Raw genomic sequence first — 21,685 nt, forward strand, 5'->3', positions numbered from 1 at the left:
ATTATGTCTGTTTTTCCGCAAGGATTTTTATGGGGCGGCGCACTGGCCGCCAACCAGTCTGAAGGGGCATACCGGGAAGGCGGCAAAGGACTGACTACCGTCGATATGATCCCCCACGGCACACACCGCATGCCCGTCAAGCTGGGTCAGGAAAAGCGCTTTGCGCTGCGGGATAACGAATTTTATCCCAGCCATCAGGCGATCGACTTTTATCATCGCTATAAAGAAGATATCGCGCTGATGGCGGAAATGGGGTTTACGGTATTTCGTACTTCCATTGCCTGGAGCCGTCTCTACCCTAACGGCGATGAGCTGACGCCGAATAAAGAGGGCATCGCGTTTTACCAGAACGTGTTTGCCGAGTGTAAAAAATACGGTATTGAGCCATTAGTCACGCTGTGTCACTTCGACGTGCCAATGCATCTGGTCACCGAGTACGGCTCCTGGCGTAACCGCAAAATGGTTGAGTTCTTTACCCGCTACGCCCGTACCTGCTTTGAGGCCTTTGACGGACTGGTGAAGTACTGGCTGACGTTCAACGAAATCAACATTATGCTGCACAGCCCCTTTTCAGGCGCCGGGCTGGTATTTGAAGAAGGTGAAAATCAGGATCAGGTGAAATATCAGTCCGCTCACCACGAACTGATAGCCAGCGCCCTGGCGACTAAAATAGCCCATGAAATTAATCCGCAAAACCAGGTCGGTTGTATGCTGGCTGGCGGTAATTTTTATCCTTATTCCTGTAAACCAGAAGATGTGTGGACCGCGCTGGAAAAAGACCGCGAAAACCTGTTCTTTATTGATGTGCAGGCGCGCGGGGCCTACCCGGCTTATTCTGCCCGCGTGTTTCGCGAAAAAGGCGTGGTCATAGAAAAAGCCCCGGAAGATGACGACATCCTGAAAAACACCGTCGATTTCGTCTCGTTCAGCTATTACGCATCGCGCTGCGCCTCGGCGGAAATGAACACCGGCAATACCAGCGCCGCCAACGTGGTGAAATCGCTACGTAATCCATACATTGCCGCCAGCGAATGGGGCTGGGGCATCGATCCGCTTGGTCTGCGCATCACCATGAATATGATGTATGACCGCTACCAGAAACCGCTATTTCTGGTGGAGAACGGGCTGGGAGCGAAGGATGAAATCGATGCCAATGGTGAGATCAATGACGACTATCGCATCAGCTATTTACGCGAGCACATTCGCGCCATGGCAGACGCGATTGAAGATGGCGTGCCCCTGATGGGCTACACCACCTGGGGCTGTATTGACCTGGTTTCTGCCTCAACCGGTGAGATGAGCAAACGCTACGGTTTTGTGTATGTGGACCGCGATGATGCGGGCAACGGCACGCTGGCGCGCACCCGTAAGAAATCATTCTGGTGGTACAAAAAAGTAATCGCCAGCAACGGTGCCGATCTGGCATAACAGATCTGCCGGAGGGGGTTACAGCCTTCCGGCAGAATTACATATTTTCATTTCATTTATTACATTCCAGATGTGGAATCGTCCTTCCAGTTTCAGGTTTGCCCTCATCCTTTTTTACTGGCATTTTATTCAGTAGTTTTTAATCCTGGCCGTTCACCACAAGGAAACGTGCATGTCTGATAAAAATGGCACAACAGCAGTGGCTATCACTAAACCCGTACGTCGATTGAAAGTTGGCTATGTCAGAAAACTCCATGAAGATCCCAAAACGGGTTACACGCGACGAATCAGTCGGCACGCCTCACTCACGCTGAACGGCGACTGGCTGGAACAAGCAGGGTTTCCTACCGGTACGGCAGTGAGTGTGTCAGTGATGCAGGGGAAATTAATTATAGAGCAGGCCATTGAGTAACGAGGAAGGCGGGAAACAGGCCGGATGTCACTCACATCCGGCACTGATACGGTTTACTCTTCTGGCGCTTCCAGCTCGGAGAATCCACCGTGTCCTTCCCAACCGGCTAATTGCTGATAGACGGTATCAACAGCATCTTTGATCGGCTGTGTCATCGGGTAGTAAAAACCGACGATGTCCGGTTGAATGCCGAGGAAAATCACCTCACCAACGTCGTCTTTCAACTGATCGACCAGGTAATTCAGCGGCATGTTATGGGTGGTCATCATGAACATCTCGGCAATGTCATCGGGATCGATAATGCGGATTTCACCTGGGTTCAGCCCCATATCGGTGGCATCAACAATCAACAAACGTTGCGGACGCAGTTCACGGATGGCGACAATATCGTTCTCCGGCGCGCTACCGCCGTCGATGACAACCCAGTTGCCTTGAGGATTTGCAGCACACATTTCAGCCAGCAGCGGGCCCGCGCCGTCATCGCCCATCATGCTGTTACCCACACATAATAAAACGTCAGTCACGGTGTCTCCTCACCATCAGATAGATGGCGCTTTCCTGGTGTATGTCGTGCAGCATGCTAAGCATCAGCTTGCTCCACTCCTGCTGCTGCGGGGTCTGTACGGCACGCGCATCATCGAACGCGCGTGCCAGCATTTGCACATGGTTGAAATCGATAACGATCTCGCCGTATTTCGGCACACCTTCCATTTTCCGGCGGGCTTCGCTTCCCTCAGCAAGGGTAGCAATCCATGCCAGATATTCGTCCCATGGACAAGTTAACGCCGCTTCCAGGCAATCGATGATCCCAAGGTGGTGACCAATCGCCAGGCTGTAATAGACAACCTGCTGCGCCTCGGCGGGCGTCGCATCGTTCTCATCAATAAACTTACGGCTCAGTTGACTGAACACCACCGTTTCACTCATCGGATACGCGCCTCTTCGACAACATGGTTAAGATGCGTGACGATCTCGGTCAGACGCGGATCGTTTTCCGCCTCCAGCCAGCGCGCCACCTGATGCTCGCCCTGCCCTAACTGCGTCATATAGTCATCAGCAATCTGGCGACCATAGCGGTATCCCGCCAGACGGCGAGCCTCGCGATCCACCTTCACTCGCAGCGGCTGAACCATATCCGGATGCAGAATTTCAGCAGGTTGTTCGTCCAGTTCGCCCGGCGCACGTGCATGAATTTTCTGTTCCAACAGGCCAAGCGCCATCGCAAAACCATACAGCGTGGCTGCAGGCGTTGGCGGGCAGCCAGGGATATACACATCCACCGGTACGATTTTGTCCGTGCCGCCCCATACGCAGTATAAGTCGTGGAAGATACCGCCGCTGTTACCGCAAGCACCGTAAGAGATACAAATTTTCGGGTCTGGCGCAGACTGCCAGGCGCGCAGCGCCGGAGAGCGCATGGCACGGGTTACCGCGCCGGTAAACAGCAGGATATCCGCATGGCGCGGGGACGGTACCACTTTGATGCCAAAACGTTCGGCGTCAAACAGCGGAGAAAGCGTGGCGAAGATTTCGATTTCGCAACCGTTGCAGCCGCCGCAGTCCACACGGTAAACGTACGCTGAACGCTTGATGCTTTTTAGCAGCGACGCTTTCATGCTGGCAATGGATTCATCCACCGTCATCGGTACCGGAATACCGTTGGCGTCACGTGGGCCTAATAAATTGCTCATCAGCTGGCCTCTTTCATATAGCGAGTCAGTTCAATACGGTCAGACGGCACCAGGCATTTCTGGCGCTTACAGTCCGGGCAGGTCTCAAAGCTTTCACGGTGGTTTTCCGCGCGGCTATCACCGTTGTGCTTAAGCAGCGCAATGGCGTAATCAATCTCTTTTTGTACCGCAAACGGACGGTTACATACGCGGCAATTACACAGCGCAAAGCGGGACTGCTGCAGGAAATCCTCTTTCTTCCACACCGCCAGCTCATACTCCTGCGACAGCTTGATCGCCGCCGTCGGGCAAACTTCTTCGCAACGGGCGCAGAAGATGCAGCGACCGAGATTGAACTGCCACGCCAGCTCATTGGTGGCCAGATCGGTTTCTACCGTCAACGCGTTCGACGGGCACGCATTCACACAGGCCGCGCAGCCAATACACTGCTGCGGATTATGTTCCGGTTTGCCACGGAAGTTTTTATCGACCGCGATCGGCTCCAGCGGATACGACGACGTCGGCGCCCCGGTTTTGATGACTTTTTTGATAAAGGTAAACATGGCGATTCCTTATTTCAGCGGCGAGTTTTTACGCTCGATGCTGTAGCGCTCAAGTTCTTTGTACGGCACGACTTTGCTCTTCTTCTTACGTACATCGACCACGGTCATACGGTCAGTACAGGAGTAGCAAGGATCGAGGCTACCGATAATCAGCGGCGCATCGGAAACGGTATTACCACGCAGCATGTAGCGCAGCGTCGGCCAGTTGGCGTAGGTCGCCGCACGGCAGCGCCAGCGATACAGTTTCTGGTTGTCGCCGGTCATGCTCCAGTGGATGTCATCTCCACGCGGCGCTTCAGCAAAGCCCAGTGCGAAACGGTGAGGAATGTAGGTAAAGCCTTCCACCATCAGCGGGCCGCCCGGCAGGTTATCCAGACCAAAGTCGATCATATTCAGTGCGGTATAGACTTCATTAATACGAACTTTCAGACGAGAAATAACGTCGCAGCCTTGCTCGCTATGAACTTCCATCGGCAGCAGACCATAGCCGACAAACGGGTGATCGGCGCGGGTGTCACGCGCGTGGCCGCTGGCGCGAACCATCGGGCCGACGTTACTGAAGTCACGGGCAATTTCCGGATCCAGACGACCAATACCAACGGTACGCTGTTCCATGTTCGGTGTGCTGAGCAGCATATCGACCAGTTCCTGCACGTCACGACGCATCTGCTGCGCCAGTTGACGGGTCTGGATCATATCTTCTTTCAGCAGATCACGACGGATACCGCCGATCAGGTTCAGACCGTAAGTTTTACGTGCCCCGGTGAGGATCTCCGCCATCTTCATCGACGTTTCACGCACGCGGAAGAACTGCATAAAACCGGAGTCAAAACCGGTGAAGTGACAGGCCAGACCGAGGTTCAGCAGGTGCGAGTGCAGACGCTCAACTTCCAGCAGAATGGCGCGGATCATCTGCGCACGTTCCGGCACCACGATGCCCATCGCATTCTCAACGGAGGTGGTATAGGCAGTGCTATGCGCAAAGCCGCAGATACCACACACGCGATCTGACAGGAACGTCACTTCGTTGTAACCCATACGGGTTTCCGCCAGTTTCTCCATGCCGCGGTGGACATAGAACAGACGGTAGTCGGCATCGATAATGTTCTCGCCGTCCACGAACAGGCGGAAGTGACCGGGTTCATCGGAGGTGACGTGCAGCGGGCCAATCGGCACCACGTTATTTTTCTTGTCGCCCAGTTCGTTGATGAACTCGTAGGTTTCCGCATCGGTAGTCGGCGCCGGACGCTGACGATAATCCATGCTGTCTTTACGCAGCGGATAGAGTTCGTCCGGCCAGTCATCCGGCAGTACCAGGCGACGCTCATCCGGCAAACCAACCGGGATTAAACCGTACATATCGCGCACTTCGCGCTCGCCCCAGACCGCAGCCGGAACGCGTGGCGTGACGGACGGGAACTCCAGTTTATTGGCATCGACTTCAACGCGGACAGTTATCCAGCATTTGGTGCCCTGCTCCATCGACATCACGTAGTAAACAGCGTAATGACCGCACAGCTGGCGCTCGTCGTTACCAAACAGCACGGACAACCAGCCGCCCTGTTTGTAGTACAGGAATTCCACCACTTCCGGCAGGTAGTTCACCTTGACGGTGATCGTCAGCTGATCTTTGGTCTGCCAGGCTTCATCCAGCACCACACCCGGGAAGGCCTGGTGCAGCGCAGCGAGATAGTGTTGACCTAATTTTTCTTCAGACATGCTCAAACTCTCTTAAATCACGCCACCAGCAAGGAGACGAACGCTAAAAACGCAAACCCAAAACCGGCCCAGGTCACGCGTGAAGTGGCGCAAAAACGCAGACGCGCCATGCTGTTTTCGAACAGGGCGATGACCAGCACGCCGAGGACCAGTTTGACGACGGCAATCACCAGCGCCAGCAGCAGCCCCCCCGCGGTGAAGGTTTCCATCTGTCCCCACGGCAGGAACACACCAACGAACATTTGCAGAACGACCAGTTGCTTGAGGCTAATGCCCCATTTCAGCACGGCAAAACCGCTGCCGCTGTATTCAGTCAATGGACCTTCCTGCAGCTCTTGCTCTGCTTCTGCCAGATCGAACGGCAGTTTGCCCATTTCGATAAAGGTGGCGAAAGCACAGGCGCACAGCGCCAGAATCAGCGGGATGCTATACGCGGCAGGCCAGTGATAAACGGTATCGGCAATGTTGCTGATGTGGGTCGAACCGGCAACCTGCGCCGCCACCCACAGCCCCAGCAGCAGGATAGGTTCAACCAGCACGCCGAGCATCGCTTCACGGCTGGCACCAATGGCAGTAAACGGGCTACCAGTATCCAGTCCCGCGATAGAGAAGAAGAAACGGGCAATGGCGAACAGGTAAATTAAGGTGATCAGATCGCCCAGTTGTGGCAGCGGCGAGCCAACGGTCACTACCGGCAACGCAGTGGCGATAGTCAGCATCACGCCCACCATCACAAACGGCGTCAGGCGGAAAACCCAGCTGGAATCCGCAGGCGCAATGCTCTGACGACCCAGCAGTTTGATAATGTCGCGGTATTCCTGCAAAACGCCCGGACCGCGGCGATTGTGCAAACGCGCACGCGCCACGCGGGTAACACCGGACAGCAGCGGCGCAACGGCAAACAGCACCAGCGCCTGAATTAACGGATATAAAACACTCATTCTCAGGCTCCTCGTGAAACCACAATCACCACCAGCACCGCCAGCTCAATTAGCGCCAGTCGACGGAACAGCACCGGCGCAGCCGCATTCTGCCAGCCCGGAATCAGTGATACCGGGTTTAGCCATTTACGCAGTTTGAGTACCGGGGCAAAGGCTTCTTTCACCGGCATGGCAAAACCGTGCGCGGTAATGACCATTGACTGCTCGTGATCGTAACCACACACCCATGCCGCACCGCGTGAACGCGACGGCAGACGGTTGCCTTTAAAAATTGCCATGATGATGAACGGCAGCAGCGGACATGCGATCAGCAGCAGCGTGATCATTGGCTGAGAAACGGTGGTGTTCGCAGTTTCCAGCGGCAGCGGAACGGCAGAGGAGATCATCGGCAGCAGCCACGGCGCAGCCACGCCGCCAATCACGCAACAGATAGCCAGCGCAACGACGCTCACACCCATCAGGATTGGCGCGCAGCAGGCGTTTTCAGCTTCCTTCGTGCGCGGTGCGCCAAGGAAAGTAACGCCATAGACTTTCGCCATACACATCACCGCCAGCGCGCCGGTAATCGCCAGTCCTACCGCCAGCAACGGTCCTAAAAAACGGCCGACAAATGCGCCGCTGTTGCCAAGCTTAAAGAAGGACTGGTAGATAACCCACTCACCGGCAAAACCGTTCAGCGGCGGCAGTGCGGCCATCGCCATCAGACCAACCAGCATCGCCAGAGAGATAACCGGCATGCGTTTGCCGATACCGCCCAGTTTTTCGATATCACGATGACCGGTACGGAACCAGATGCTGCCTGCGCCCAGGAACAGAACGCTTTTGAACAGGCTGTGGTTTACCAGGTGGTACAGACCGCCGGTCAAACCCAGCGCAATCAGCGCCGGTTGATTCAGGGAAATCCCGGTCACGCCAGCGCCCAGCCCCAGCAGAATAATGCCGATGTTTTCCAGCGTGTGGTACGCCAGCAGACGCTGGATGTTGTGCTCCATCAGCGCATACAGACCGCCGACAAACGCGGTGATCATCCCCAGCACCAGCAGCGTAACGCCCCACCACAGCGGCGCGTTACCGCCCAGCAGCGACAGCGACAGAATACCCAGCAGACCCACCTTCATGACGACGGTAGAGAACAGTGCCGCAGCCGGTGCGCTGGCATTGGCGTGAGCCTGTGGCACCCAACCATGCAGAGGAATAATTCCGGCCAGCAGGCCAAAACCCGCCACGCCCAGCAGCCAGATGTCGGCGCCGAGCGGCAGCTCCTGGGTACGCAGATCAAGCAGACGCAGCTCCAGGGTGCCGTAGCGTTGCCACACAAGGTAGCAGGCAACCGCCAGCAGCAGCGTACCAATACGTCCCAGCGCAAACCACAGTTTGCCTTCTTTACTGCATCCGGTGAGGAACACAGCACACAGCGCCATGATTTCCGCCATCACCACCAGCGTACCGAGGTTGCTGGCAACCACCGCACATACCGCCGCGGCCATCAGCAGATTCACCAGCAGGCCGTTAGCTAAAACCAGCGGATGACGATGCCAGTCAATGTTGTACAGGCTGACAAACAGACCGCACAGACCCAACGTAATCAGCCAGATAGCGTTCAGCGGCGTCATTTGCAGACTGTGACCAATAAACGGCATCACGCCGCTGACCGCCAGCCCATTAATCAGTACGCTAAAACCCGCAGCCGCCGTATACAGGCTGCCCACCGCACCGCCAACCCCGGCAATCCAGCCACTCAACGATTTATGAAATGAAAACAGAAATGCCAGAACCGCCGCCGCTGTAAACCAGGCCACGCCGCTGTTAATTAGTGAAATTGCGCTCATTTTGCATCCCCACTCTGAGCCTGCTGAAACAAGGTGAGATCGCCGAAATCGGTGTTGAAAGTCAGCTCACGCTTACGTTTGCTGGCGCGGGCGATATCCATGTTGCTCACCAGGTGCAGGGCTTTGGTTGGGCACATGCGCACGCAGGCCGGACCTTGCTCGTCAAAACTGCACAGATCGCATTTCACCGCGATGGCGCGAACGCCCGGAACCCAGTCCAGCAGCGTGCTCACACGCGCAGGCGCCGGCGGAGCCGGAGGCGCTTTTGGCGTATTGGCGTTCGCCGGGATGTGCAGCGGACGGCTGCCGGAAAACTCAATCGCGCCGAACGGACAGGCAATCCCGCACAATTTACAGCTGACGCACAGGCTTTCATTCAGCTGTACGGCGCCATCAACGCGGTTAATGGCATTAACCGGACAAACGGTGGCGCAAGGCGCATCTTCACACTGGTGGCAAAGCTGCGGCGCGGATTCTTTTTCATTTAACATCACTTTCAGGCGCGGCATTGACTGCAGGCCATGCTGGCGATGTGTCTCTGAGCAGGCGGCCTCACAGGTGTGGCAGCCAATGCAAAGAGTGGAGTCAGCAATTACAAAACGATTCACCAGGCATTCCTCAGGTGATAGTCATTTTTGACGAAAACATGTCTGCGAAATGTCATTTCGACATTTTTCGACATGCCCATCCCCTAAACTGTCGTGACGCAGAATGAAAGCGCATCATGACAAAAGTGGGCAGCCCCCGAGGCTTAAGCCGGGTTATGTCCTTCAACCAGCTGGCTTAAATTCACCGGCATATTGTTTTCAACCGCGGTGTACAGGCTGTCGTAGACGCTGGCGATTTTTTCGAGATAGTGCTCCAGCACCTGCTCGCGATCGCGGTTGCTGATACGCTCATCGACTTTACCGTCGAGGGTCAACTCTGCTTGTGCAATCAGTTGCTTATCATCACCGTCTTTCGTTTCGACGTAGTACTCGATGGTGTGGCTATTGAAGCCGTCCGCCAGCGTGACGTAGATAGTGAAGTGTTCAAAAAGGACAAAGCACAAATCCTTGTCCGGCGCGCAGCTCATCGCATGATGCAAACGCGCTTTTGACAGGGTGATCCCCTGAACCAGCGAGTTGCAGTAAATACGCCACTGGTCCTGTAGGCGACGATGCCGTTCAGCGATGTAATCGGCTTTTTCGCTTATTTCCCAAATAGTCATGTCAGGTTACCCGTTTAGCAGAGATGAACAGCCTTAAGCACATTTCATGCCAAAATTAAATCACTTATTTTTCATATAGATAAAAAATCAAAGGCGGGTGACGACATGTCATTTCGTCATCGTCGTCATTGTCACGAATGAAAAAACTCAACCTGGCATGCTTATTGCTTTTGATACGGCAACTTCACAGGAGGCGGTATGCACGAAATAACCCTCTGCCAACGGGCACTGGAATTGATTGAACAACAGGCCACGCAACACGGTGCTCAGCGAGTAACTGGGGTCTGGCTCAAAATTGGCGCATTTTCTTGCGTAGAAACCAGCGCTCTCGCCTTTTGTTTTGATCTGGTATGCCGTGGCACCCTTGCAGAAGGTTGTAAACTCCACCTCGAAGAACAAGAAGCCGAATGTTGGTGCGAATCTTGTCAGCAATACGTCACGTTACTGACGCAACGCGTGCGCCGATGTCCGCAATGCAACAGCGATATGCTGAGAATTGTGGCCGATGACGGCTTACAGATTCGACGTATTGAAATAGATCAGACTCCAGCGCCGGATGGCGACGCTTAAGCGTCTTATCCAGCCTACACAAAGAGCTCGTTTGTAGGCCGGATAAGGCAAAGCCGCCATCCGGCAACAGATATACCGCAAGATAAAGATCAGGAGTGAGCGATGTGTACGACATGTGGTTGCGCTGAAGGCAACCTATATATAGAGGGTGATGAACATAATCCCCACTCGGCGTTTCGCAGCGCGCCATTTGCCCCGGCGGCTCGTCCGGCGCTGAATATTACCGGTGTGAAAACCTCAAATTTCACACCGAGCCAGACTGAAGAAGGTGATTTGCACTACGGTCACGGTGAAGCAGGCACCCACGCGCCAGGCATGAGCCAACGCCGTATGCTGGAAGTGGAAATTGACGTACTGGACAAAAACAACCGCCTGGCCGAACGCAACCGTGCCCGCTTTGCGGCCCGTCAGCATCTGGTACTGAACCTTGTTTCAAGCCCGGGTTCCGGTAAAACCACGCTGCTGACCGAAACGCTAATGAAGCTCAAAGACAGCGTGCCATGTGCCGTCATTGAAGGCGACCAGCAAACGGTGAACGATGCTGCCCGTATTCGCGCCACCGGCACGCCCGCCATCCAGGTCAACACCGGTAAAGGTTGCCACCTCGACGCCCAAATGATTGCCGATGCCGCGCCGCGTTTGCCGCTTGACGATAACGGTATTTTGTTCATTGAAAACGTCGGCAACCTGGTGTGCCCGGCCAGTTTCGACCTCGGCGAACGTCATAAAGTCGCCGTGCTTTCCGTCACCGAAGGTGAAGACAAACCGCTGAAATATCCGCATATGTTTGCCGCCGCATCGCTGATGCTGCTCAACAAAGTGGATCTGCTACCGTACCTCAATTTTGACGTTGAAAAATGCATCGCCAGCGCCCGGGAAGTGAACCCGGGAATTGAGATCATCCTGATTTCCGCCACCAGCGGCGAAGGGATGGATCAATGGCTGTCATGGCTGGAGAATCAGCGATGTGCATAGGTGTTCCGGGTCAAATCCGCACCATTGATGGCAACCAGGCTAAGGTCGACGTTTGCGGTATTCAGCGCGACGTCGATCTGACGCTGGTCGGTAGCTGTGATGAACATGGCCAACCGCGCCTCGGCCAGTGGGTACTGGTTCACGTCGGTTTCGCCATGAGCATCATTAATGAAGCAGAAGCGCGCGACACGCTCGACGCGCTGCAAAACATGTTTGACGTTGAGCCGGATGTCGGCGCGTTGCTGTATGGCGAGGAAAAATAATGCGTTTTGTTGACGAATACCGCGCACCAGAACAGGTGATGCAGTTGATAGAGCACCTGTGTGAACGTGCTGCACTCCTCCCCTACACGGCTGAACGCCCGCTGCGCATCATGGAAGTTTGTGGGGGTCATACCCACGCAATCTTCAAGTTCGGTCTCGACCAGTTACTGCCTGAAAACGTCGAGTTTATTCACGGTCCAGGCTGCCCGGTGTGCGTTCTGCCGATGGGCAGAATTGACAGCTGTGTCGAAATCGCCAGCCACCCGGAAGTGATTTTCTGCACCTTTGGCGACGCGATGCGCGTCCCGGGTAAACAAGGTTCTCTGCTACAAGCCAAAGCGCGCGGCGCGGATGTCCGTATCGTCTATTCCCCAATGGATGCGCTGAAGCTGGCCGAGGAAAACCCAACGCGTAAGGTGGTGTTCTTTGGCCTGGGTTTTGAAACCACCATGCCGACAACCGCCATCACTCTGCAGCAGGCCAAACAGCGCGATGTGCAGAACTTTTACTTTTTCTGCCAGCACATCACCTTGATCCCAACGCTGCGCAGCCTGCTGGAACAACCGGACAACGGCATTGATGCCTTTTTAGCGCCGGGTCACGTCAGCATGGTGATTGGCACTGACGCCTATAATTTTATTGCCTCAGATTTCCATCGTCCGTTAGTGGTCGCTGGCTTCGAACCGCTCGATCTCCTGCAGGGCGTGGTGATGTTGATTGAGCAGAAAATTGCCGCGCACAGCCAGGTAGAAAACCAGTATCGTCGCGTGGTACCGGATGCCGGTAACGCGTTAGCCCAACAGGCTATCGCCGACGTGTTCAGCGTGAATGGCGACAGCGAATGGCGCGGTCTGGGCGTCATTGAATCATCAGGCGTTCACCTGACGCCTGACTATCAGCGCTTTGACGCCGAAGCGCATTTCCAGCCAGCGCCGCAGCAGGTGTATGACGATCCGCGCGCGCGTTGCGGAGAGGTATTGACCGGCAGATGCAAACCGCATCAGTGCCCGCTATTTGGCAAAACCTGTAACCCGGAGACCGCATTTGGCGCCCTGATGGTCTCCTCCGAAGGCGCATGTGCCGCCTGGTATCAGTATCGTCAGCAGGAGTGTGAAGCATGAACAGCGTACAACTCGCCCACGGTAGCGGCGGCCAGGCTATGCAGCAGTTGATCAACAGTCTGTTTATGGAGGCATTTGCGAATCCGTGGCTGGCGGAACAGGAAGATCAGGCGCGCCTGGAATTGGCGCAACTGGTCGCAGAAGGCGATCGCCTGGCGTTTTCAACCGACAGCTATGTTATCGATCCGTTGTTCTTCCCGGGCGGTAATATCGGCAAGCTGGCTATCTGTGGTACGGCTAACGACGTGGCAGTCAGCGGCGCGATCCCACGCTATCTCTCCTGCGGTTTTATCCTCGAAGAGGGGCTGCCAATAGACACGCTGAAAACCGTCGTGAACAGCATGGCGGCAACCGCGCGCGAAGCGGGTATCGCCATCGTCACCGGCGACACCAAGGTTGTACAGCGCGGTGCCGCGGACAAACTGTTCATCAATACTGCCGGCATGGGCGCGATCCCCGCCAACATTCACTGGGGCGCACAGACCCTGAGCGTGGGCGATGTGCTGCTGGTCAGCGGTACGCTTGGCGATCATGGTGCAACTATCCTTAACCTGCGCGAACAGCTGGGTCTTGATGGCGAACTGGTCAGCGACTGCGCGGTATTGACGCCGCTTATCCAGACGCTACGTGATATCCCCGGCGTGAAGGCGCTGCGTGACGCGACCCGTGGCGGCGTGAATGCGGTAACGCATGAATTTGCCGCATCATGCGGGTTTGGCATTGAGCTGTCTGAAGCGGCCCTGCCCGTGAAACCCGCGGTGCGTGGCGTTTGCGAACTGCTGGGTCTGGATGCGCTCAATTTTGCTAACGAAGGTAAGCTGGTGATTGCCGTTGAACGTCAGGCTGCTGAAGCCGTGCTCGCCGCACTCCACGCCCATCCTTTAGGACGCGATGCCGCGCTGATTGGTGAAGTGGTAGAACGCAAAGGTGTGCGTCTGGCCGGACTGTACGGCGTGAAACGGACCCTCGATTTACCACACGCCGAACCTTTACCTCGTATATGTTAGCAGCCAGTTGGCAGCATACTGTAGGCCGGATAAGACGCATTTGCGTCGACATCCGGCATTAACGCTGCATTATCGCCTGATGGCGCTTTGCTTATCAGGCCTACGGATTGCGTGACCAGCGAGTTCGCGGTCAGCTATCCGGCAATGATTTACGACTTATACCTATAATTCATTTACCGTTTTCGCACCGTTCTGCGGTGCTTTTCCTGGAAAAGCAATATGTCGTATACACCGATGAGTGACCTCGGACAGCAAGGCCTGTTCGATATTACTCGTACATTATTACAGCAGCCCGATCTCCCGTCTCTTAGCGAGGCGCTTTCGCAGCTGGTCAAGCGTTCAGCGCTGGCCGACTGTGCGGCTATTGTGTTATGGCAGGCACAAACGCAGCGTGCGCGTTATTTTGCGACGCGTGAAAATGGTAAACCCATCGATTATGAAGATGAAACGGTACTGGCCCATGGCCCGGTACGCCGTATTTTGTCTCGCCCCGATGCGCTGCACTGCAACTATCATGAGTTTACGGAAACCTGGCCACAGTTGGCTTCAGGTGGACTGTATTCTGAATTTGGCCACTACTGCCTGCTGCCGCTGGCGGCGGATGGACGCATCTTTGGCGGCTGTGAATTCATCCGCAACGAAGATCGTCCGTGGAGTGAAAAAGAGTACAACCGGCTGCAGACCTTCACCCAGATAGTCGGCGTCGTTGCGGAACAAATTCAGAGCAGAGTCAGCAACAACGTCGATTACGATTTGCTGTGTCGCGAACGTGACAACTTTCGTATCCTCGTCGCCATCACCAATGCGGTGCTCTCCCGCCTGGACATTGACGAGCTGGTCAGCGAAGTCGCCAAAGAGATCCATCACTACTTCGACATTGATGCCATCAGCATCGTGTTACGCAGCGATCGCAAAAACAAGCTCAGCATTTATTCCACCCACTATCTGGATGAACATCATCCGGCGCACGAACAAAGTGAAGTGGATGAAGCAGGTACGCTTTCTGAACGCGTTTTCAAAAGCAAAGAGATGCTGCTGATTAATCTGAGCGAACGCGATACGCTCGCCCCTTACGAACGGATGCTGTTCGAAACCTGGGGCAACCAGCTACAGACTCTGTGCCTGCTGCCGCTGATGTCCGGCAACACGATGCTTGGCGTGCTCAAACTGGCGCAGTGTGAAGAAAAAGTTTTCACCACCGCCAACCTGAAACTGTTGCGCCAGATTGCCGAACGCGTAGCCATTGCGGTAGATAACGCGCTTGCCTAACAGGAGATACACCGCCTGAAAGAACGTCTGGTCGATGAAAACCTGGCGCTGACCGAGCAACTGAACAATGTGGACAGTGAGTTCGGCGAAATTATCGGTCGCAGCGAAGCCATGTACAGCGTACTCAAACAGGTCGAAATGGTGGCGCAAAGCGACAGCACCGTATTGATTCTGGGTGAGACAGGTACGGGTAAAGAGCTGATCGCCAGAGCGATTCATAATCTGAGTGGGCGTAACGCCCGCCGGATGGTGAAGATGAACTGCGCGGCAATGCCTGCCGGATTACTGGAAAGCGACCTGTTTGGTCACGAGCGCGGCGCGTTTACCGGGGCCAGCACACAGCGAATTGGTCGTTTTGAACTGGCGGATAAAAGCTCGCTGTTCCTCGATGAAGTAGGTGACATGCCGCTGGAGCTACAGCCTAAGCTGCTGCGCGTACTGCAAGAGCAGGAATTTGAACGCCTGGGCAGCAACAAGCTGATCCAGACCGACGTTCGGTTGATCGCCGCCACTAACCGCGATCTGAAAAAGATGGTTGCCGATCGGGAATTCCGTAACGATCTGTATTACCGGCTGAACGTTTTCCCAATCCATTTACCTCCGCTGCGCGAGCGCCCGGAAGATATCCCACTGCTGGTGAAAGCCTTTACCTTTAAAATTGCTCGCCGGATGGGACGCAATATCGACAGTATTCCTGCCGAAGCGCTTCGTACCTTGAGCAGCATGGAGTGGCCGGGTAACGTGCGCGAACTGGAAAACGTGGTGGAGCGCGCGGTTCTGCTTACCCGAGGCAACGTGCTACAGCTGTCCCTGCCGGATATTGCCGCGTTGACGCCGTCCGCACCGCCGGTAGCCACCGAAGTTGCGCAGGATGGCGAGGACGAATACCAGTTGATCATGCGCGTCCTGAAAGAGACCAACGGCGTGGTTGCCGGTCCTAAAGGTGCTGCGCAGCGATTGGGGCTAAAACGAACCACGTTGTTGTCGCGTATGAAGCGATTAGGTATTGATAAGGATGCGCTGGTTTAGCCATTGTGGCTATACTGGGTGATAACTCAACGAAAGGAGGCAGTATGGCGGTATCAGCACGTAATCAATTAACCGGTACAGTCAGTGCAGTTGCCACTGGTGCAGTGAATGATGAAGTTGAACTGACGCTGGCTGGCGGCGCAAAACTGGTCGCGATTGTGACCCATAGCAGCCAGCAGGCACTGGGTCTGGCGAAAGGAAAAGAAGCCATTGCGCTGATTAAAGCGCCGTGGGTGACGCTGGCGACTGAAGACTGTGGCCTGAAATTCTCTGCCCGTAACCAATTTGCCGGTAGCGTTTCACAGGTAACCGAAGGCGCCGTTAACGCCACCGTACACATCAAAACTGATGCCGGTTTTGACATTGTCGCGGTCGTGACGAACGAAAGTCAGCAAGAGATGAAACTGAGCCAGGGAAGCCGGGTCATCGCGCTGATCAAAGCCTCGGCCATTCTTATTGCCACCAAAGCGTAACCGCCATCCGGTACCGGATAGTTAAATTGCCCGATGGCGCTACGCTTATCGGGCCTACGCGACAGGTGAGCCTGCGCTTGCTGGCCGGATAAGGCATCGCCGCCATCCGGCACAAAATAACCAGATTACTTCTTGCGCTGATATTTCTCAGGTAATTCCGGGACGGGACGCTTGTCATCAATCAGATGGCGAACGGTCAGAATCGGGTGACGCCAGAGCATTCTCGGCCCGGCCCAACGCATAATTTGCTTCATCTCTTCGCGTTTAGCAGGTTGATAGCAGTGTACCGGACACTGTTTGCAGGCCGGTTTTTCCTCGCCAAACACGCACTTGTCCAGGCGCTTTTGCGCATAAGCAAACAACGCATCGTAATGCCCCTGTTCATCTGAAGCTTCCGGACACTGGCTTTCGTACAGCGAGATCATCTTTTGGATCGTCATTTTTTCACGAGCAATACGTTTGCCGGACATGATGCCTCCATAATTAAGTTGCATAAATAATACACCTTAAAAATACGCAGCACTATTACCTGAAGGTGATACATCCTTACCCTACGCAAATAAGAATTATTTTCATTTATTTATGCCATGTGCTATATAACATAGCAAAGGCTATATTCGATGATTAATTAACCACTTTGTTGTGAGGGATACTATGCCGCATCTGCCTCGTCTGAAGTCAGTTCTCCTTGCCAGCCTGTTGACGGCACTTACGCTGTCGCCTGCCTGGGCGAAAGAAAAGTTCAAGGTCATCACGACGTTTACGATCATTGCTGATATGGCAAGCAATGTGGCAGGCGATGCGGCAGACGTCAGTTCAATCACCAAACCCGGGGCAGAGATTCACGAATACCAGCCCACGCCAGGCGACATTAAGCGGGCGCAGGGCGCGCAGTTAATTCTCTCTAATGGTCTCAATCTGGAACTCTGGTTTACCCGCTTCTACCAACATCTGTCCGGCGTACCGGAAGTGATGGTCTCAAACGGCGTAAAACCGATGGGCATCAGCGAAGGGCCATACAATGGAAAACCCAATCCGCATGCCTGGATGTCAGCAGACAACGCACTCATTTACGTGGATAACATTCGCGATGCGTTAATGAAATATGACCCGGAAAACGCAGCGACCTACCAGAAGAATGCCGATCGCTATAAAGCAGAAATTCAGCAAACGCTCGCGCCGCTCCAGGCCGAACTTGCCAAAATTCCTGCCGATAAACGCTGGCTGGTCACTAGCGAAGGGGCGTTCTCCTATCTGGCGCGCGATAACGACCTGAAAGAACTGTACTTATGGCCGATCAACGCCGATCAACAAGGTACGCCGAAGCAGGTACGCAAGGTGATCGATACCTTACGTGCGCATCAGATCCCCACGGTATTTAGCGAAAGTACCGTGTCCGACAAACCCGCGCGTCAGGTAGCCCGGGAGTCTGGCGCACATTACGGCGGCGTGCTGTACGTCGATTCACTCAGCGCTGCCGACGGCCCGGTCCCGACCTATCTGGATCTACTGCGCGTCACCACACAAACCATTGTTAACGGCATCAATAACGGCCTTGGGAGTCAACCATGAGTCAATCTGCGATTACCGTGAATCAGGTTACGGTGACGTATCGCAACGGCCACACTGCACTGCGGGATGCCACGTTTCAGGTTCCGGGCGGCTCGATTGCCGCACTGGTTGGTGTCAACGGTTCCGGGAAATCAACACTGTTTAAGGCGTTGATGGGGTTTGTCCGGCTGGCACAGGGGGAAATCTCTATCCTGCAACAGCCGGTCAACAAGGCGCTAAAACAGAATCTGATTGCTTATGTGCCCCAGTCTGAAGAGGTGGACTGGTCATTTCCGGTACTGGTGGAAGATGTGGTGATGATGGGACGCTTTGGCCATATGGGCTGGCTGCGTCGGCCAAAGGCGCACGATCACGCCTGCGTGGATGCGGCGCTGGCGCGGGTTGATATGCTGGAATATCGCCATCGCCAGATTGGTGAACTTTCCGGTGGGCAGAAAAAACGCGTTTTCCTGGCAAGGGCCATTGCACAAGATGGGCAGGTCATTTTACTGGATGAACCCTTCACCGGCGTGGATGTAAAAACCGAAGCCCGTATCATCGACCTGCTGCGCGAATTGCGTGATGAGGGCCGAACCATGCTGGTCTCCACCCATAACCTGGGCTCGGTCACCGAGTTTTGTGATTACACGGTAATGATTAAAGGCACCGTGCTGGCAAGCGGTCCAACTGACACCACCTTTACCACCGAGAACCTTGAACAGGCATTTAGCGGCGTTCTGCGTCACGTCGCATTGAGTGGGGGTGAGCAGCATGTGATTACCGATGATGAGCGCCCGTTTATTTCGCGCCGCGCGGCACGCGAGGGGGAATAGTCATGAACTGGCTGACAGAACCCTTTGGTTACCAGTACATGCTCAACGCCATGTGGGTTTCGGCGATGGTCGGCGGCCTGTGCGCGTTCCTCTCATGCTACCTGATGCTCAAAGGCTGGTCGCTTATTGGCGATGCGCTATCGCATTCCATCGTTCCCGGTGTTGCTGGGGCATATATGTTAGGGCTTCCCTTCGCGCTGGGGGCATTTCTCTCCGGGGGACTGGCTGCGGGCAGTATGCTGTTTCTCAATCAGCGCTCACGCCTGAAAGAAGATGCGATTATCGGACTGATATTTTCCTCTTTCTTCGGTATCGGGCTGTTTATGGTGTCGCTCAATCCGATGTCGGTGAACATCCAGACCATTATTCTCGGTAACGTGCTGGCGATTGCGCCGGAAGATATTTTGCAACTGGCGATCATCGGCGTCATCTCACTGACTATCCTGCTGCTGAAGTGGAAAGACCTGATGGTGGTCTTTTTCGATGAAAACCATGCACGCTCTATTGGTCTGAATCCTGGTCGGCTGAAGCTGCTATTTTTTACGCTGCTCTCCGTTTCCACCGTTGCTGCACTGCAAACCGTCGGCGCATTTCTGGTCATTTGCCTGGTGGTCACGCCTGGCGCGACCGCATGGCTGTTGACCGATCGTTTTCCTCGTCTGCTGACGATCGCTGTGGCTATCGGTAGCCTGACCAGCTTTTTCGGCGCCTGGCTAAGCTACTGGCTGGACGGCGCAACCGGCGGAATTATCGTCGTACTGCAAACGCTGCTGTTCCTGCTGGCGTTTGTCTTCGCCCCCAAACACGGTCTGCTGGCGAATCGCCGCCGCGCCCGGCAGGTGAACAAGGAGTCCTCATGTTCTTAACCACATTACTGGAACCCTTTCAGTTCAGCTTTATGGTCAACGCGCTGACCATCTCCGTTATCGTCGCCGTCCCCTGCGCGCTGCTGTCGGTATTTTTGGTGTTGAAAGGTTGGGCGCTGATGGGGGATGCCATGAGCCATGCGGTCTTTCCGGGGATTGTACTGGCCTGGATTGCGGGTATTCCGCTGGCGATTGGCGCTTTTGTCGCCGGATTGTTCTGCGCGGTCGCCACCGGGTATCTTGACGATAATAGCCGTATCAAGCGCGATACCCTGATGGGGATCGTCTTTTCCGGTATGTTTGGCGCCGGACTGGTGCTGTATGTGTCAATCCAGTCTGAAATTCATCTGGACCATATTTTGTTCGGTGACATGCTGGGCGTTTCGCTGGGCGACATTGCGCAGACTGCGGTTATCGCTTTGGGGATAGCGCTTATCATCGGGCTTAAATGGAAAGATCTGCTACTGCATGCGTTCGATCCGCACCAGGCAAAGGCCAGCGGTCTTAACACCACACTGCTGCATTATGGTCTGCTGTGTATGATAGCCCTGACTATCGTCGCGACGCTAAAGTCGGTAGGTATTATTTTGTCGATCTCCTTGCTGATTGCCCCCGGAGCGATTGCGATTTTAATGACGCGCAGGTTCGCCCAGGCATTATTACTGGCTACCGCCATATCGGTTGCAACGTCATTTCTGGGTGTATACCTGTCATTTTTCATCGACAGTGCCCCCGCGCCGACCATAGTCGTTTTATTTTCCCTGCTGTTTGTCATCACCTTTATTTATTCAACGCTGCGCGATCGGCGTTTAGAGAATCAACTTCAGCTGCATGATGTATAAATAATGCTTCATGATATGTCAGCTAATGATGCTTATGCCTCTAAAACCTCGTTTCCGCATCCTGACGGGTATTATCGATATTCAATAAGATAAAAAAGAGCAACCACGAAATGAATGAGTAATTTGATACAAACTTCACCAGCCACACTTCAATAGTACATTGGGGTGTGGTGTAAATAGACCCGTTTTAGTTCCAGGCATTTTTTGAGATCCCGGCCAGATAATAGTGCTGTCGGTATTCCTCCGGTGTCATATTGTTCAGTGATTCATGCGGGCGTTCACAGTTATATTCAGATAACCATTTCTCCGTGATTTCCCGCACTTCATTCAGCATTCTGAACAGATAAAAATCGGGTATTTCTGTACGGTATGTTCGGTTAAAGCGCTCAATAAAAGCGTTCTGTGTCGGCTTACCCGGCTGGATAAACTCCAGTTTTACTGCATGTTTCTCTGTCCATTCAGCCAGTGCCAGTGAGATAAATTCCGGACCATTATCCATGCGTAGCGTGACCGGATCGCCGCGATTTGCCGCGATCCTGTCGAGCACACGGACCACGCGCAGAGCTGGCTGATTCAGTTCGATTTCAATCGACAACGCCTCACGGTTAAAGTCATCAACGACATTGAACGTGCGAAAACGACGGCCACAGACCTGGGTATCAGGCATAAAGTCGATAGACCAGTTCTGGTTCAGACTCCGGCAGGCCTGACGGAGAAGCTTTAATTCGTGGAGTTTAAAACGTGCAGCAAACGAGAGAAGTTGTGGAAAGTTACCAATTTTAAACTGAACAAGTTTACCAGTCGGGGACTCGCGTAACGGTAGGAAAAAGACTTCATCCCGGTGGCACCACATGAGAGACGTAAACCACGATTTTCGCCCACGTCAGCTTCATCTTTGCCACCAGGCTTCATCATTTTTACCGCTTTAAACGAAAGTGGCTTTCCCTCTTGTTTTACTACCATAAAGACTCCGTTATCATGCACCGTATGCAGTCATGAATTCCTACTGTTAAATGTAGGATGTCATGATATTCGATGAGACACCGTGAAACCTAATGATAACCACAAAAATCACTAACTCATTAAAAATTAAGAAATATGGACATCACACTCC

Annotated in this window: 23 protein-coding genes and 2 pseudogenes; 13 read left to right on the forward strand and 12 right to left on the reverse strand. The window is 54.3% G+C overall.

Features of this window, described 5'->3' with window-relative positions; all coding sequences use genetic code 11:
• The first annotated feature begins 3 nt into the window (after nt 1-3).
• Together SK32_RS14650 and SK32_RS14655 are read left to right on the forward strand one after the other, a co-directional pair.
• Nucleotides 4-1,428 carry a 6-phospho-beta-glucosidase gene (locus tag SK32_RS14650; RefSeq protein ID WP_048213492.1) on the forward strand — a complete coding sequence of 475 codons (1,425 nt, stop codon included), beginning with the start codon at nt 4-6 and terminating at the stop codon, nt 1,426-1,428.
• 172 nt (nt 1,429-1,600) lie between these two features.
• A complete protein-coding gene (locus SK32_RS14655; protein ID WP_048213028.1) occupies nt 1,601-1,840 on the forward strand; it encodes a SymE family type I addiction module toxin in 240 nt (79 codons plus the stop codon).
• Between the two features lie 53 nt (nt 1,841-1,893).
• On the opposite strand, the gene hycI is transcribed toward SK32_RS14655, so the two are convergent.
• From hycI to hycA, 9 genes are all read right to left on the reverse strand, one after another.
• Complete coding sequence (hycI, locus tag SK32_RS14660) at nt 1,894-2,364, reverse strand: hydrogenase maturation peptidase HycI (protein WP_048213029.1); 471 nt, start codon at nt 2,362-2,364, stop codon at nt 1,894-1,896.
• On the reverse strand, nt 2,357-2,767 hold the full coding sequence (locus SK32_RS14665) for a formate hydrogenlyase maturation HycH family protein (protein WP_003037385.1): 411 nt from the start codon (nt 2,765-2,767) through the stop codon (nt 2,357-2,359). Before SK32_RS14665 ends, hycI begins: the two co-directional genes overlap by 8 nt.
• Nucleotides 2,764-3,531 carry a formate hydrogenlyase subunit HycG gene (gene hycG / locus SK32_RS14670; RefSeq protein WP_003037388.1) on the reverse strand — a complete coding sequence of 256 codons (768 nt, stop codon included), beginning with the start codon at nt 3,529-3,531 and terminating at the stop codon, nt 2,764-2,766. The genes SK32_RS14665 and hycG overlap by 4 nt, the downstream gene beginning before the upstream one ends.
• Nucleotides 3,531-4,073, reverse strand: coding sequence for a formate hydrogenlyase subunit HycF (gene hycF, locus SK32_RS14675; RefSeq protein ID WP_048213030.1), 543 nt, complete (start codon nt 4,071-4,073; stop codon nt 3,531-3,533). Before hycF ends, hycG begins: the two co-directional genes overlap by 1 nt.
• A 9-nt stretch (nt 4,074-4,082) precedes the next feature.
• Nucleotides 4,083-5,792 (reverse strand): formate hydrogenlyase subunit HycE, encoded by a 1,710-nt coding sequence (gene hycE / locus SK32_RS14680; protein WP_005130590.1) that lies wholly within the window; start codon nt 5,790-5,792, stop codon nt 4,083-4,085.
• Nucleotides 5,793-5,809: 17 nt separating this feature from the next.
• On the reverse strand, nt 5,810-6,733 hold the full coding sequence (locus SK32_RS14685; RefSeq protein ID WP_005130594.1) for a respiratory chain complex I subunit 1 family protein: 924 nt from the start codon (nt 6,731-6,733) through the stop codon (nt 5,810-5,812).
• A 2-nt stretch (nt 6,734-6,735) separates the two neighbouring features.
• Nucleotides 6,736-8,562: a formate hydrogenlyase subunit 3 gene (gene hycC, locus SK32_RS14690; RefSeq protein ID WP_048213031.1), complete on the reverse strand. Its 1,827-nt coding sequence runs from the start codon at nt 8,560-8,562 to the stop codon at nt 6,736-6,738.
• Nucleotides 8,559-9,170: a formate hydrogenlyase subunit HycB gene (gene hycB, locus SK32_RS14695; protein WP_005130602.1), complete on the reverse strand. Its 612-nt coding sequence runs from the start codon at nt 9,168-9,170 to the stop codon at nt 8,559-8,561. Before hycB ends, hycC begins: the two co-directional genes overlap by 4 nt.
• A gap of 143 nt (nt 9,171-9,313) precedes the next feature.
• Nucleotides 9,314-9,772: a formate hydrogenlyase regulator HycA gene (gene hycA, locus SK32_RS14700; RefSeq protein WP_048213032.1), complete on the reverse strand. Its 459-nt coding sequence runs from the start codon at nt 9,770-9,772 to the stop codon at nt 9,314-9,316.
• A 198-nt stretch (nt 9,773-9,970) separates the two neighbouring features.
• On the opposite strand from hycA, the gene hypA reads away from it, so the two are divergent.
• The 7 genes and pseudogenes from hypA to SK32_RS14735 all read left to right on the forward strand — a co-directional run bounded on the left by hypA (nt 9,971) and on the right by SK32_RS14735 (nt 16,479).
• Nucleotides 9,971-10,342: a hydrogenase maturation nickel metallochaperone HypA gene (gene hypA, locus SK32_RS14705; RefSeq protein WP_048213033.1), complete on the forward strand. Its 372-nt coding sequence runs from the start codon at nt 9,971-9,973 to the stop codon at nt 10,340-10,342.
• Between the two features lie 102 nt (nt 10,343-10,444).
• The gene (gene hypB, locus SK32_RS14710) at nt 10,445-11,317 is read left to right on the forward strand and encodes a hydrogenase nickel incorporation protein HypB (RefSeq protein ID WP_048213034.1); all 873 of its coding nucleotides are present in this window, start codon (nt 10,445-10,447) and stop codon (nt 11,315-11,317) included.
• Entirely contained in the window at nt 11,308-11,580 is a 273-nt protein-coding gene (gene hypC / locus SK32_RS14715; protein WP_003037411.1) for a hydrogenase 3 maturation protein HypC, read from the forward strand. The genes hypB and hypC overlap by 10 nt, the downstream gene beginning before the upstream one ends.
• Complete coding sequence (hypD, locus tag SK32_RS14720) at nt 11,580-12,701, forward strand: hydrogenase formation protein HypD (protein ID WP_048213035.1); 1,122 nt, start codon at nt 11,580-11,582, stop codon at nt 12,699-12,701. Before hypC ends, hypD begins: the two co-directional genes overlap by 1 nt.
• A complete protein-coding gene (gene hypE / locus SK32_RS14725) occupies nt 12,698-13,708 on the forward strand; it encodes a hydrogenase maturation carbamoyl dehydratase HypE (RefSeq protein WP_048213036.1) in 1,011 nt (336 codons plus the stop codon). The genes hypD and hypE overlap by 4 nt, the downstream gene beginning before the upstream one ends.
• Before the next feature lie 219 nt (nt 13,709-13,927).
• Nucleotides 13,928-16,006, forward strand: a pseudogene (flhA, locus tag SK32_RS14730) (formate hydrogenlyase transcriptional activator FlhA).
• Nucleotides 16,007-16,050: 44 nt separating this feature from the next.
• Nucleotides 16,051-16,479 carry a TOBE domain-containing protein gene (locus tag SK32_RS14735; protein ID WP_003037421.1) on the forward strand — a complete coding sequence of 143 codons (429 nt, stop codon included), beginning with the start codon at nt 16,051-16,053 and terminating at the stop codon, nt 16,477-16,479.
• A 125-nt stretch (nt 16,480-16,604) separates the two neighbouring features.
• Here the strand turns inward: SK32_RS14735 and SK32_RS14740 are convergent, their stop codons facing one another.
• On the reverse strand, nt 16,605-16,949 hold the full coding sequence (locus SK32_RS14740) for a nitrous oxide-stimulated promoter family protein (protein ID WP_048213037.1): 345 nt from the start codon (nt 16,947-16,949) through the stop codon (nt 16,605-16,607).
• A 184-nt stretch (nt 16,950-17,133) separates the two neighbouring features.
• On the opposite strand from SK32_RS14740, the gene SK32_RS14745 reads away from it, so the two are divergent.
• From SK32_RS14745 to sitD, 4 genes are read left to right on the forward strand one after another with little or no spacing between them, the layout of a single operon-like run.
• Nucleotides 17,134-18,051 carry a metal ABC transporter substrate-binding protein gene (locus SK32_RS14745; RefSeq protein WP_048213038.1) on the forward strand — a complete coding sequence of 306 codons (918 nt, stop codon included), beginning with the start codon at nt 17,134-17,136 and terminating at the stop codon, nt 18,049-18,051.
• Nucleotides 18,048-18,863, forward strand: a complete 816-nt coding sequence (sitB, locus tag SK32_RS14750) for an iron/manganese ABC transporter ATP-binding protein SitB (RefSeq protein WP_048213039.1) — start codon at nt 18,048-18,050, stop codon at nt 18,861-18,863. Before SK32_RS14745 ends, sitB begins: the two co-directional genes overlap by 4 nt.
• Nucleotides 18,864-18,865: 2 nt before the next feature.
• Nucleotides 18,866-19,729, forward strand: a complete 864-nt coding sequence (gene sitC, locus SK32_RS14755) for an iron/manganese ABC transporter permease subunit SitC (RefSeq protein ID WP_048213040.1) — start codon at nt 18,866-18,868, stop codon at nt 19,727-19,729.
• A complete protein-coding gene (gene sitD / locus SK32_RS14760; protein ID WP_048213041.1) occupies nt 19,720-20,571 on the forward strand; it encodes an iron/manganese ABC transporter permease subunit SitD in 852 nt (283 codons plus the stop codon). Before sitC ends, sitD begins: the two co-directional genes overlap by 10 nt.
• Before the next feature lie 187 nt (nt 20,572-20,758).
• On the opposite strand, the pseudogene SK32_RS14765 reads toward sitD, so the two are convergent.
• Together SK32_RS14765 and SK32_RS26460 are read right to left on the reverse strand one after the other, a co-directional pair.
• A pseudogene (locus SK32_RS14765) lies at nt 20,759-21,268 on the reverse strand (transposase); the annotation flags it as partial.
• A gap of 23 nt (nt 21,269-21,291) precedes the next feature.
• Entirely contained in the window at nt 21,292-21,534 is a 243-nt protein-coding gene (locus SK32_RS26460; RefSeq protein ID WP_320338604.1) for a DUF4102 domain-containing protein, read from the reverse strand.
• Nucleotides 21,535-21,685 lie beyond the last annotated feature (151 nt).

The organism is Citrobacter sp. MGH100 (assembly GCF_001034465.1).
Taxonomy (GTDB): Bacteria; Pseudomonadota; Gammaproteobacteria; order Enterobacterales; family Enterobacteriaceae; genus Citrobacter; species Citrobacter youngae.

Coding starts and splice junctions, on each gene's coding strand:
- SK32_RS14650 (WP_048213492.1), top strand. CDS start 4: ATGTCTGTTTTTCCGCAAGGATTTTTATGGGGCGGCGCACTGGCCGCC.
- SK32_RS14655 (WP_048213028.1), top strand. CDS start 1,601: ATGTCTGATAAAAATGGCACAACAGCAGTGGCTATCACTAAACCCGTA.
- SK32_RS14665 (WP_003037385.1), bottom strand. CDS start 2,767: ATGAGTGAAACGGTGGTGTTCAGTCAACTGAGCCGTAAGTTTATTGAT.
- hycG (WP_003037388.1), bottom strand. CDS start 3,531: ATGAGCAATTTATTAGGCCCACGTGACGCCAACGGTATTCCGGTACCG.
- hycF (WP_048213030.1), bottom strand. CDS start 4,073: ATGTTTACCTTTATCAAAAAAGTCATCAAAACCGGGGCGCCGACGTCG.
- hycE (WP_005130590.1), bottom strand. CDS start 5,792: ATGTCTGAAGAAAAATTAGGTCAACACTATCTCGCTGCGCTGCACCAG.
- SK32_RS14685 (WP_005130594.1), bottom strand. CDS start 6,733: ATGAGTGTTTTATATCCGTTAATTCAGGCGCTGGTGCTGTTTGCCGTT.
- hycC (WP_048213031.1), bottom strand. CDS start 8,562: ATGAGCGCAATTTCACTAATTAACAGCGGCGTGGCCTGGTTTACAGCG.
- hycA (WP_048213032.1), bottom strand. CDS start 9,772: ATGACTATTTGGGAAATAAGCGAAAAAGCCGATTACATCGCTGAACGG.
- hypA (WP_048213033.1), top strand. CDS start 9,971: ATGCACGAAATAACCCTCTGCCAACGGGCACTGGAATTGATTGAACAA.
- hypB (WP_048213034.1), top strand. CDS start 10,445: ATGTGTACGACATGTGGTTGCGCTGAAGGCAACCTATATATAGAGGGT.
- hypC (WP_003037411.1), top strand. CDS start 11,308: ATGTGCATAGGTGTTCCGGGTCAAATCCGCACCATTGATGGCAACCAG.
- hypD (WP_048213035.1), top strand. CDS start 11,580: ATGCGTTTTGTTGACGAATACCGCGCACCAGAACAGGTGATGCAGTTG.
- hypE (WP_048213036.1), top strand. CDS start 12,698: ATGAACAGCGTACAACTCGCCCACGGTAGCGGCGGCCAGGCTATGCAG.
- SK32_RS14735 (WP_003037421.1), top strand. CDS start 16,051: ATGGCGGTATCAGCACGTAATCAATTAACCGGTACAGTCAGTGCAGTT.
- SK32_RS14740 (WP_048213037.1), bottom strand. CDS start 16,949: ATGTCCGGCAAACGTATTGCTCGTGAAAAAATGACGATCCAAAAGATG.
- SK32_RS14745 (WP_048213038.1), top strand. CDS start 17,134: ATGCCGCATCTGCCTCGTCTGAAGTCAGTTCTCCTTGCCAGCCTGTTG.
- sitB (WP_048213039.1), top strand. CDS start 18,048: ATGAGTCAATCTGCGATTACCGTGAATCAGGTTACGGTGACGTATCGC.
- sitC (WP_048213040.1), top strand. CDS start 18,866: ATGAACTGGCTGACAGAACCCTTTGGTTACCAGTACATGCTCAACGCC.
- sitD (WP_048213041.1), top strand. CDS start 19,720: ATGTTCTTAACCACATTACTGGAACCCTTTCAGTTCAGCTTTATGGTC.
- SK32_RS26460 (WP_320338604.1), bottom strand. CDS start 21,534: ATGGTAGTAAAACAAGAGGGAAAGCCACTTTCGTTTAAAGCGGTAAAA.